This is a genomic window from Variovorax sp. KK3, assembly GCF_001984055.1.
Lineage (GTDB): Bacteria > Pseudomonadota > Gammaproteobacteria > Burkholderiales > Burkholderiaceae_C > Variovorax.
Window position 1 is genome coordinate 22185 of record NZ_LYVO01000039.1, and the last position, 11222, is coordinate 33406.

Genomic DNA, 11222 nt, shown 5'->3' on the forward strand with positions numbered 1-11222 from the left:
TCAGCCTCCTGCTGCGAGTTCGCGTTCGAGCACCTTGGGGTTGTCGCGCCAGCGCTCGAGCCACTCCTGCGCCACGTCGCCGGGGTACACGTCCTCGATGCCATCGCGCAGCGCCTTCACGATGGCATTGGCCAGCGCGCTCGGTGCCAGCTTGGGCGGCGGCTGGTGCTGGTTCCATTCGTCGTCGATCGGGCCCGGGAACACGTTGACCACGCGGATGCCAGCCGGCCGCATCTCGGCGCGCAGGCACTGCGCGAGCGAGTACGCCGCAGCCTTCGAGGCGCTGAAGGTGCCGTGCGGCGGGTAGTTGGCGAGCGCATAGATCGACAGCAGATTGACCCAGGCCGTGGCACCGGTCACGCCGTCGGCCGAGCGGCCCTTGAGCGCCGGGCCGAATTCCTGCGCGAGGCGCAGGAAGCCGAAGTAGTTGATGTCCATCTCGGCCTTGGCGACGTCGGTGCCGCGGCGTGCGCCGATGCCGAAGGTGCGGTGCACCTCGGCGTTGTTGATCACGATGTCGACCTTGCCGCCGATCTCGCCGGCCAGCTCGGTGACGGAGCGGCCGTTGGTCAAGTCCAGCGGCACCAGCGTCACCTGCGGCAGCGCCGTGATGTCCTCCAGTCCGCCCAGCTTCTTCCAGGGCTCGGCATGGCCGACCCAGACGATGTCGGCGCCGGCCTTCACCAGTGCGCGCACGATCGCCTGGCCGACCTCGGTCTTGCCGTCGGTCACGAGCGCCTTGCGGAACTTGGGGTCGCTGGTCATTTCACGCAGCATCTTGTCGTCGGCCATATGGGCACTTCCTTCCTTGGGAAATCCGATCAGAACCGCCTGTCCGGCGCGGTCCAGCCGCGCACCCACGCGCACGTCCGCGGGCGCATCGCCGACCTCGCCGTGCAGGTGCACCATCAGCGTGGGCCCGCTGTCGAGATGAACCAGGCCCAGTCGCCATGGCAGGCGCTCGCGGAAGAACAGGTCGTTGCTGTGGTGCAGGGTCGTCGTCGCGAGCAGTTCGCCCGCGCCGCTCTGCTCGCGCCATTGCAGGCGCGGCGACAGGCACTTGTGGCAGGCCTCGCGCGGCGGGTACTGCACGGTGCCGCAGTCCTTGCAGGTCTGCAGCTCGAAGCGGCCCTCGGCGGCGGCCGCCGTCATGTTGAGCGCGACGCGGCCGCGGGAGCCCGGCGGCAGGTTCATCTGCCGGGTGCGAAGCACGGGGTTCTTGCGCTTGGGGCGCATCAACGGCATGGTCATTCCGACCTCCCGAGAATGACGGCACCGGTGCACAGGCAGCGGTCGTAGGTGACCATGCCGAAGCCGGCGACCAGGCCCAGCTTTGCGTCGGGCACTGCACGCGAATCCGCTGCATCCGTGAGCTGCCGAATCGCCTCCACCATGCCCAGAAAGCCGCCCGCCGCACCGGCCTGCCCGCCGGACAACTGCCCGCCGCTCGTGTTGTTGGGAAAGCTGCCGTCGAAGGTCGTGGTGTTCGCGCGCACGAAGTCGGGACCCTCGCCCTTTTCGCAGAAGCCCAGGTCCTCGAACTGCATCATCACGATCACCGGGTAGTCGTCATAGGTCTGCACGAAGTCCAGGTCGGCGGGCTTGACACCGGCCTGTGCATAGAGGTCGTCGCGGTCCTTGCGCCAGCCGCCCTGCACCATCACCGGGTCTTCGGCATAGGCGTTGTGCCGCTCGATCGCACCGCGGATCACCGCATGCGGCAGGCCCAGGTCGCGGGCGCGCGCCTCGCTCATCACCAGGAAGGCATCGGCGCCCGCGCAGGGCATCACGCAGTCGAACAGGTGGATCGGGTCCGAGATCGGCCGCGCATCCATGTATTCGTCGAGCGTCAGCGGCTTCTTGAACACGGCATTCGGATTGCCGAGCGCATTGGTGCGCTGGTCGACCGCGATGCGGCCGAAGTCCTCGCGCTTCGCACCAAATGTCCGCATGTAATTCGCAGTGATCATCGCGAAGATGGAATTCGGGCCACCCGAGCCATACGGGTAACTCGCATCGCGCGCGAAGTTGCTGAAGCTGCCGAGCGTCAGGCGGAAAGAGTCGACGTGGTTGGTGTCGGCACCCACGCAGGCGACGATGTCGGCATCGCCGGCCTGCACGGCCCGCGCGGCGCGGCGCAGGCACATCACGCCCGAAGCGCCGCCGGTGGGCACGTGGTCCAGCCAGCGCGGGCTCAGGCCCAGGTGCTGCGTCACACCGACGGCCGTGTCCGGTGCCAGCGAAAAGCTGCTGAGGCTCAGCCCGTCGATGTCTTCCTTGCGCACGCCGCTGGCCTTGACCAGCGCCTCGATCGCCTGGCCGATGAACCAATGCGCACTGTGCGTCGAATAGCGGACGTAGGGCACCGTGACCGGCACCGCGACCGCCACGCCTTCATAAGACTGCCGCGATGACCTGGTCATGGCTGCCTTTTCTTCATCGACCGCGTGTCGATGCAGTGCGCCTGCCCCGGCAGCGCGTGAGCCAGCTCGCGCAACTGCCCGCGCTGGATCTTCTGCGAGGGCGTCAAGGGCAGCGCGTCGACGAATGCGACGTAACCCGGCGCCTTGTAATAGGCCAGTTGGGCCAGCGCATGCTCGACGATGCCGGCAGCGATGCGCTCGCGCTCCGCCGCGCCGGCGTCTTCGTTCAGCACGACGCAAGCCAGAACCTCGTCGCCGCGCACCGGGTCGGGCGTGGCGGCGACGGCCGACGCCTTCACCGCCGGATGCTGGTTGAGCACGCTCTCCACTTCCACGGCCGAGATGTTCTCTCCACTGCGGCGAATCACGTTCTTCTTGCGATCGACGAAGAAGAAGTTGCCGTCGGCATCGCGGCGCACCAGGTCGCCGGTGTGGAACCAGCCGCCTTCCCACGCGTCGCGTGTCGCAGCCTCGTCTTTCAAGTAGCCGGAGAAGAAGTAGCGCCGCGGGTCGTCGCCGGCCGAACGCACGAGCAGCTCGCCGGGCTGGTCTCCCGCGACCTGCTCGCCGGCCTCGTCCACCAGCCGCACCTCGACGTAATCCTGCGAGCGGCCGAAGCAGCTGGTGCCGACCTGGCGCGGTTCGCGGTTGGCCATGATGCAGGCGCCGGCACCGGTCTCGGTCATGGCCCAGGCCTCGACCAGCGGAAAGCCGAAGCGGGCCTCGAAGGGCGCGTGGTTCTTGCGGTCCACGCCGGCCCCGAAGCCCCAGCGAATCGCATGGTCGCGGTCGGCCGCGGATTCCGGTGCGCCCAGCAGCATCGCCGGCATCACGCCCAGGTAGTGGACGATGGTGGCCCGGCTCTCGCGCGCACTCGCGAGCCAGCTCTTCGGATGAAAGCGATCCAGCTGCACCAGGCAGCCGCCGGCCGTCAGCACCACCATGGTGGAGAAGGCCATCGCATTCATGTGATTGAGCGGCAGCGGCGTGATGACTCTTTCGGTATCGGGCCGGATACCGCAGACGCCGTCGAGTGCCGCATACCACTCGCCAGCGCGCAGGAAGTACTCGTTCGCCAGGATGCAACCCTTCGGCCGGCCGGTGGTGCCGGAGGTGTAGAGCAACGCGCACTCGGTGTCCGTGCCGATCGCATCCTGCGCGCGCGGCGCGGGCGTGGCCGCAGCAGGCACCGCATCGTCCGGGCCCATCGTCTGGAAGGCAACGCCGGCCTGCACCGCGGCTGCGCGCAGATCGGCCGCGCGCTCGGGCAAGGTCACGGCCAGCGTGATCTCGCTGTGGCCGATCAGGTACACGAGCTCGGCAGAACGCATCTCGGCGTTGATCGGCACCACGCTCACGCCCAGGGCGTTGAGCGCCAACCAGTGCAGCAGAAAGGCGGGCCGGTTTTCCAGGAGCAGGCCGACGCGATGGCCGTGGCCGTAGCCCGCAGTGGCATAGGCCTGGCGCAGGCGCTCGACTCCCGAAGCCGCCTCGCCCCAGCGGATGGCGCCGGCCTCGATCCCATAGGCCTTTGCCGTCACCGATTCGGTGAACAGGAATTCGGCATCGGGCGTGCGTGCCGCCGTCGCCACAAAACATTGGTGAACGGTGCGCATCGTCATCAGATGAAGAGCTGCACGGCCGGCAGCGCGGCGTCGCAGTTGAGGATGTTCACGCGCTTGAGCGTCATGCGCAGTGCGCCGTCCACCTGCTTCAGGTGGTGGAAGAAGGTGCCGACGTAGAACTGCAGTTCATCGCCCTGCGACTCGGTGTAATGGAACTCCGTGCGCACGACGAACTCATTGCCTGCTTCATCGAATTGCTCGACGGTCGGCACCTGCAGCAGGTGGTGGCACCGGCTGGGCGGCTGCTGCGAAAAAGCCCGCGGGCTCTTGAGACGCTCGATGCGCAGTTCGCGCAGCAGCTTGTCTTCGTACATGTGCGAGCAGTGATTGAGGCCATCTTCCTGGCCGGGCACTGCCGGCACCCAATAGAAGGCGTCGTCGGTGAAGAGCGCGTTCCAATCTTCGTAGCGCCGCGCGTCGAGCAGCCGCGACTCCTGCACCACGAAGTCGATCAGGTCCTGGCGGGTCGGGCTGGCCATCACATGGTCTCCGTCATGCGCTCGGCCCAGGCGCGGTACTGGTTGCGCATGGGCAATTCATTGGTGCCGCCCGTCGTCATTTCGCCGCCTTTCAATTCGGCCGGGTCGTAATTACGGTGCAGGCTCACCCATTCATTGCCGGATGCATGCAGCCCGGCCTGGATGCCGCGGTAGGCCTGCAGGTCGTCGTGGCCGACCACCGAGAAAGGCGAGTTGATGAGACGGTTGTACATCGCGGTGCGCTGCAGCAACTCGGGCGGCGCACCCTTGAGGCGGAAGGTCCAGCTCTCGATCAGGGTCTTGTCCGCCGAAATGGGCTTGACCACGCGGATGGCCTGGATCGCGCCTTTGATCGTGAGATTGGGGTAATAGACCGTGTTGTGACGCGCCATGCCCAGGATCTGCGCCGTGCGCTCTTCGCCGTAGCGCGCATGCATCGCATCGTCATAGGCGGGGATCGCCTTGTACTTGCTGTGAATGCTGAAATGCACGCCGGTGAAACTGTGGCCGTTGTCGTAAGTGCGAATGCCCATGTCCTCGAAGAACTTGTAGTCGGACATGAAGGGCACGAACTGCTCGACCGCCATGGGCTTGGGCGCGTCTTCCGGCTTGTCGGCCCACATGCGCTTGGCGGTGCCGGCGGAAGACTCGTGCGCCACCATCGGATGCATGGTGTCGTTGAGGTTCTCGACGAACATCTTCCAGTTGCACTGGTGCATGAAGCGCAGGCAGCCGCCTGCAATTTCCAGCTCGCCCTCGGGCGAACGGTCGGCCATGTTGTCGATGGAACTCAGCGAGTCCCCGAAATACTCGTCGAAGCCCGGCCCGGCGTCGTTGATCTTCACGAAGATGAAGCCGCGGTGACTGCGCACATTGGGAATGGTGGTGAGTCCCTTGGATGCCTCGCACTCGTGCAGTTGCGTGCCCTCGTAGCCGTTTTTCAGCGGAATCGCGAGCGGCGACCCATCGGTCTTGAAGGTCCACGCGTGATAGGGACAGCGAAAGAACTTGCCGGTGTTGCCGCAGGGCGCACTCACCAGGCGCGAGCCCTTGTGCGCGCAGCGGTTCATCATGGCGCGCACGGTGCCGTCGGTGTGCCGCACCACGATGATCGGACGGCCCGCGACCTGCTCGCTCAGGTAGTCGCCGGGCTTCGGGATCTGGCTTTCATGGCCGACGTAATTCCAGGTGTTGGCGAAGAAGTGCTCCTGTTCGAGTTCGAACAGGTCCTGGCTGATGTACAGGTCGCGATGAACGCGGTCGTTCTGCACCAGCGCGCGCACCGCCGCTGGATTGCCCCGGTAGGAAGTCATCGTGTGGTCTCCTTCAGATGTCGAGCACCAGCCGCGCCCCCTTGGCGCGCGAGATGCATATCTGCATGACATTGCCCTCGGCCTTCTCGCGCGCGCTCAGCACGTAGTCGCGGTGGTCGATGTCGCCTTCGAGCACCGGCGTCGCACACACGCCGCATTCGCCGCGCTTGCAGTCGAACAGGGGGTCGCAGCCATGCTCGATCAGACAGTCGAGGATGCTCTGATCGGCAGGCACCGTAAAGCGCTGGCCCGACTGCGCGAGCTCGACCTCGAAGGCCTGGTCGCCTTCTTCGACGACAGCCTCGGTGAAGAGTTCGAAATGCACGCGGTCGTGCGCCCAGCCGCGGGCCTGCGTGCGGGCCAGGACGGCATCGAGCATGACCTTGGGGCCGCAGACGTAGAGACGGTCGCCGGCCGGAACGCCATCGAGCACCGCATCGATGTCGAGCGGGCCACCGGCCTCGACGTCGGCATGCACGCGCAGGTCGTCCGCGAGCAGCGCTTGCAGCTCAGGCAGGAAGGCCATCAGCTCGCGGCTGCGGCCGGCGTAGTTCAGCTGTACGCGTTCGCCTTCGGCGCGGCGGCGCGCCGCCATGCTGGCCAGCGGCGTGATGCCGATGCCGCCTGCCAGCAGCACGCTGCCACCCGGGCCGGTGTGCAGCGGGAAGTCGTTCTTCGGCAGCTCGATGGTGACCTCGTCGCCAGGCTGCAGACGCTCGTGCATGAAGCGCGAGCCGCCGCGGCCTTCGTCTTCCTTGCGCACGGCGATCGTGTATTCGGTGGGCGCGACCGTCGCATTGCGCTCGGTGGCGAAATTGATCAGTGAATAGTGGCGCCAGTCCTTGGCACCGCCGGCCAGTTCGACCTGGATGCGGATGTGCGCGCCGGCGCTGAAGCCCGGCAGCGCACGGCCGTCGGCGGCGCGCAGGCGGAACATGCGGATCAGCGGATTGAGCTGGTGCGCCTCGGCGACGCGCAGTTGCAGGGTGGCGGTCATGCGTGTGTCTCCGGTGTCTCTGTGGACGTCGTGGGCTTCCTGGGCTTCCTGAACTTCGTCACGCGAGCGCATGCCGCGCGAGTGCGGCCTGCAGCTTCTTCCCGTGCTCGTCAGCCAGCGCCGCATCGCGCAGCTCGCGCAAGGTGGCCGGTGCGATGCGGTTGCCGGCCCGCTCGAAGGCAGCCATGACGGTGTCGTAGTTGCGCAGGCCGCGCTCGTGGGTGTCGCTGTAGCCTTTGACCAGGCGTTGGCACTGGGCCAGCTCGACGGCGAGCTCCGGGTTCTGCTGCGCAGTGGCCGCGATGCGCTGCAGCCAAGCTTCGATGCGCCGGTTCTCGTCGGCATAGCGCGTGGTGCTGCGGCGCCAACGCCGGGCCGAGGCGACCATGCGCAGCATCAGATAGCCGCGCAGCGAACTGGTGCGAATCACGCGACCCTTCTGCGTCATGCGCTCCACCAGCCGGCGCGGGGCACCCGAGTTCGACAACCAGCGGCCGAGGCCACCGGGCAGCGTCTCGCAGATCTCCTGCAGGCGCGGGTGCATGTATTCCTGGATGGCGAGCAGTTGCCCGTCTTGCACATTGGCCTCGCCGCGAACGCGCTCGAAACGGGTGGCGCGCGTCTTGAGCGCGGCGACGCGGGCCGTGTCTTCGTAGGACATCCACAGCGCCAGGTGGCGCGCGGTCTCGTACTGCAGGCGTTGCTCGCCGGCCTGGGGCAGCGTGGCGATGGCGGCCATGCGGTCGAGGTAGAGGCCGGCGTAGTCCGTGTCCTGGTAGTCGACCAGCCGGCGGACGCCCTCGAACAGCACGCCGTGCAGCGGTGCAGAGAAGTCGCGCTGCACGCGGTCGACCAGGGCGCGCACGGCGGGATGGCGCGGCTGCGGCGCGACTGCCGGTGCGGGCACGACGGGGGTGTCGCCCGAACCTTGCTGCACCTTGTCGAACGCAGCGCCGAAGGCCTTGAGGCTGGGCTTGACGCCGACGCCGCCCCGTTCGATGGTGGCCTCGAACTGCGCACGGCTGAAGGGCAGCACGCCCGCGCCGGCGAGTGCACCGAACAGCACTGCGCTGATCACGCTGCCCGCCGCCTCGGCCGCGCGGGCCATGTCGAAGTGAATGAAGCGAGCCGCAGCGCGCTCGGCGTGCGCCAGCAATTCGCCACTGTCGACGCGTCCGTCGCCCATCGCACTCTTCTCGGCAATGGAGTAGACGCGGTGGGTGGACGCGACCAGCGTCGTGCGGTCGGCAGTGACCAAGCCGCGCTGCACGGCCCGGCCGGCTTCCATGAGTTCGGAAGCGAGCACCACGTCCACGTCGCCGGGCAGCGGCATCAGCGCGAGTACAGGGCGGCCGCCGTCGGCATCGGCCTGGGCCAACGGATAGAGCTCGACGTAGTAGATGGTGGCGCCGGTGCGCTGCGCCACACCGGGCACCGAGGTGGTCTGCGCGACGTAGCCGTTGGCTTCGCCCATGTCGACGATCCAGTCGGCCAGCACGCCGCCGCCCTCGCCGCCCATGGCAAGAATCGCAATTTTGATAGGTTGTGTCTTGCTCATGGGTTCAGAACGCGTAGGCCTCTTGACGCTTGGCGTCGCCACGTTGCAGCCAGCCGATCACGCCGGTGCGCACCCGCTGGCGGAAGCGGTCCCAGCCCGTGGGGTTGCTGACGATCTGCGCCTTGTAGAACGAAGGGCACAGCACGGCGGCATGCGACACGTCGCCGCAGTTGCCGCAGCCGACACAGCTTTCGAGCACGGTCGCGACCGGGTCGGTGCGCAGCGGATCGGGGTTGGGCTTGATCGACAGCGACGGGCAACCCGACAGGCGGATGCAGGAATGGTCGCCCGTGCAGGTGTCGGCGTCGACGCCGAACTTGTCGCGCACCATGCGCTTGCCGTCGGCGATCGCCTTGCGCACCAGCGGCTTCTCGCGACGCTGCTTGTTGAGCATGCATTCGGACTGCGCGATCAGGACCTTAGGGCCCTTCTGCTGGGTCGTCAGCGCTTCCTTGATCACATCGCGCATGCCGGCCACGTCGTAGGTGCGGCGCATGGTCCTGATCCACTCCACGCCGACGCCGCGCACGGCTCGCTCGATCGCGTGGCCGGTGCTGCGCGTGGCGTTGCGCGCCTTCGACGACAGGATGTCCTGCCCACCGGTGGCCGATGTGTAGTTGTTGTCGACCACGATGGTCAGGTTGTCGCTCTGGTTGAACACGGCGTTGGCCACGCCGCTGGTCAGGCCGTTGTGCCAGAAGCCGCCGTCGCCCATCATCGAGATCGCACGCTTGCCGGCCGGTGCATTGAGTGCTGCTGCGCCGGCGCCACCGAGGCCGTAGCCCATGGTGGTGTTGCCGATGTTGAAGGGCGGAAGAATGGAAAACAGGTGGCAGCCGATGTCCGCGCTCACGTGGTGCGGGCCGAGTTCGCGCTCGACCAGCTTCATCGCACTGAAGATGGGACGCTCGGGGCAGCCGGTGCAGAAGCCGGGCGGCCGCGCATGCACGCTGTCGCCCAACGGCAAGGCGGGCTCGGGCGCGGCATCGACGCCGATGGCCGCGACTTCCTTGAGCGGAATGATCTTGCGCACCGGCGCGGGCACGGGCAGCGGCGCCAGCCGCTCGTAGCGCTCGGCGAAGGCACGCACGCCCTTCAGCAATTCGGCCGCGGTGTATTCGCCGGCGACCGGCAGCATGTCCTTGCCGTGCAGCGCAGTGGTGGAGCCAGCCTGGCGCAGGATGGTGGCGAGGTTCTGCTCGACGAAGTTGGGCTGGCCTTCTTCCACCACCATCACGGCGCGCTTGCCTTTGCAGAAGCGCAGCACTTCGTTGTCGACCAGCGGGTAGGCGACGTTCATCACGTACAGCGGCACCTGCGTGTTGCCGTACACATCGGCCAGGCCCAGGCGCTCGAGCGCGCGCAGCAGCGTGTTGTAGCTGCCGCCCTGGACGATGATGCCGATGTCGTCGGCGTCTTCGGAAAAGAACTCGTTGAGCCCTCGCTCTTCGATGAAGCGCACCGCGGCGGGCCAGCGCTCCTTCACCTTCTCTTGTTCGTGCACGAAGCTCGCGGGCGGCAGCACGATGCGGCTGACGTCGCGTTGCGGGTTCTCCAGCGCATCCTTGAGCGTGAAGTCGGCGCGCCGGTTGGCGCCGGCGACGAACTGGCCGTGCACATGGCAGGCGCGGATGCGCAGCTGCAGCATCACGGGCGTGTGGCTGGCCTCGGAGAGTTCGAAGCCCACCTTCACCGCCTCGACGATCGAGGGCAGGTTGGGCCGCGGGTCGAGCAGCCAGATCTGCGATTTCATCGCGAAGGCATGGCTGCGCTCCTGCATGATCGACGAGCCCTCGCCGTAGTCCTCGCCGACGATGATCAGCGCGCCGCCGGTCACGCCGCCCGATGCCAGGTTGGCCAGCGCATCGGACGCGACGTTGGTGCCGACGGTCGCCTTGAAGGTGACGGCGCCGCGCAGCGGGTAGTTGACCGATGCCGCCAGGGTGGCGGCCGCCGTCGCCTCGCTCGCGCTGTTTTCGAAGCGGATGCCCTGTTCGGCCAGAATGTCCTGGGCGTCGGCCAGCACGTCCATCAAATGCGAGATGGGCGCGCCCTGGTAGCCGGCCACGTAGGAGACGCCGGATTCGAGCAGCGCCTTGGTCACCGCCAGGATGCCCTCGCCTCGAAAAAGCTCTCCCTCCGAAAGTCGGAGCTTCTTGACCTCCTCAACGAATGATCGTTCAGCCATGATGTCGTTTCTTTCCCGTGACGGCGATGGGCCGCCTCATCGTGTGGTTCCTATAATGTTCACAAGTGAATGTATCCACAATCATGAATTACCCTAGACACGCAAGCCGCGTGCCTGCCACTGCTCCGGGGACGTCTCATGCCATCGAACGCTTCTAAGAAGTCGCTGCGCTTCGTCGACGACTACCTGCCGGCGCTGCTCGCCCAGGCCAGCCAGTTGATCTCGTCGGAGTTCCACGCGGTGGCCCGGCAGCACGGCTTTTCGGTGTCGGAATGGCGGGTGATGGCGTCGCTGGCGGGCGGCGACCCGATCAGCATCGGGCAGCTGGCGCAGGTGACGGTGACCAAGCAGCCCACGGTGACACGCCTCCTGGACCGCATGGAGTCGAAGGGTCAGGTCGAGCGGCTGCCCCACGACAGTGACCGCCGCATCACGCTGGTGCGCATCACGCGCAAAGGCGCGAAGACGGTGGAGCAGTTGATGGAGTTGGCCCGCGAGCACGAATTGCGTGTGCTGGAACCCTTCGGCCTGCTGCGTGCCGAGGAGCTGAAGACCACGCTGCGCCAGATGATCGAGCTCCACGCCAACGCGCCGCAGGACAGCGACGACGGGGAAGACGAGTAGCCGCCTGGCGCTCGG

9 protein-coding genes are annotated in these 11222 nt (G+C 67.1%); 1 reads left to right on the top strand and 8 read right to left on the bottom strand.

All coding sequences use genetic code 11. The annotated features are described in order from the left end of the window. Genes B0W80_RS19050 through B0W80_RS19085 form a run of 8 tightly spaced genes read right to left on the bottom strand, consistent with a single transcriptional unit; the run spans position 1 to position 10583 of the window. Positions 1–1251, bottom strand: coding sequence for an SDR family NAD(P)-dependent oxidoreductase (locus B0W80_RS19050; RefSeq protein ID WP_077000726.1), 1251 nt, complete (start codon positions 1249–1251; stop codon positions 1–3). Next, a complete protein-coding gene (locus B0W80_RS19055; protein WP_077000727.1) occupies positions 1248–2423 on the bottom strand; it encodes a thiolase family protein in 1176 nt (391 codons plus the stop codon). The genes B0W80_RS19050 and B0W80_RS19055 overlap by 4 nt, the downstream gene beginning before the upstream one ends. Then, entirely contained in the window at positions 2420–4045 is a 1626-nt protein-coding gene (locus B0W80_RS19060; RefSeq protein ID WP_077000728.1) for an AMP-binding protein, read from the bottom strand. Before B0W80_RS19060 ends, B0W80_RS19055 begins: the two co-directional genes overlap by 4 nt. Beyond that, the gene (locus tag B0W80_RS19065; RefSeq protein ID WP_077000729.1) at positions 4045–4527 is read right to left on the bottom strand and encodes an aromatic-ring-hydroxylating dioxygenase subunit beta; all 483 of its coding nucleotides are present in this window, start codon (positions 4525–4527) and stop codon (positions 4045–4047) included. The genes B0W80_RS19060 and B0W80_RS19065 overlap by 1 nt, the downstream gene beginning before the upstream one ends. Beyond that, positions 4527–5840, bottom strand: coding sequence for an aromatic ring-hydroxylating dioxygenase subunit alpha (locus B0W80_RS19070; RefSeq protein ID WP_077000730.1), 1314 nt, complete (start codon positions 5838–5840; stop codon positions 4527–4529). Before B0W80_RS19070 ends, B0W80_RS19065 begins: the two co-directional genes overlap by 1 nt. Positions 5841–5853: 13 nt before the next feature. After that, positions 5854–6837, bottom strand: coding sequence for a PDR/VanB family oxidoreductase (locus tag B0W80_RS19075; RefSeq protein ID WP_077000731.1), 984 nt, complete (start codon positions 6835–6837; stop codon positions 5854–5856). A 58-nt stretch (positions 6838–6895) separates the two neighbouring features. Continuing rightward, positions 6896–8395: an indolepyruvate oxidoreductase subunit beta family protein gene (locus tag B0W80_RS19080; protein ID WP_077000732.1), complete on the bottom strand. Its 1500-nt coding sequence runs from the start codon at positions 8393–8395 to the stop codon at positions 6896–6898. A 4-nt stretch (positions 8396–8399) separates the two neighbouring features. Next, a complete protein-coding gene (locus tag B0W80_RS19085) occupies positions 8400–10583 on the bottom strand; it encodes an indolepyruvate ferredoxin oxidoreductase subunit alpha (RefSeq protein ID WP_077000733.1) in 2184 nt (727 codons plus the stop codon). Between the two features lie 138 nt (positions 10584–10721). On the opposite strand from B0W80_RS19085, the gene B0W80_RS19090 reads away from it, so the two are divergent. Further along, positions 10722–11207, top strand: coding sequence for a MarR family winged helix-turn-helix transcriptional regulator (locus tag B0W80_RS19090; protein WP_077000734.1), 486 nt, complete (start codon positions 10722–10724; stop codon positions 11205–11207). The last annotated feature ends 15 nt before the right edge of the window (positions 11208–11222 follow it).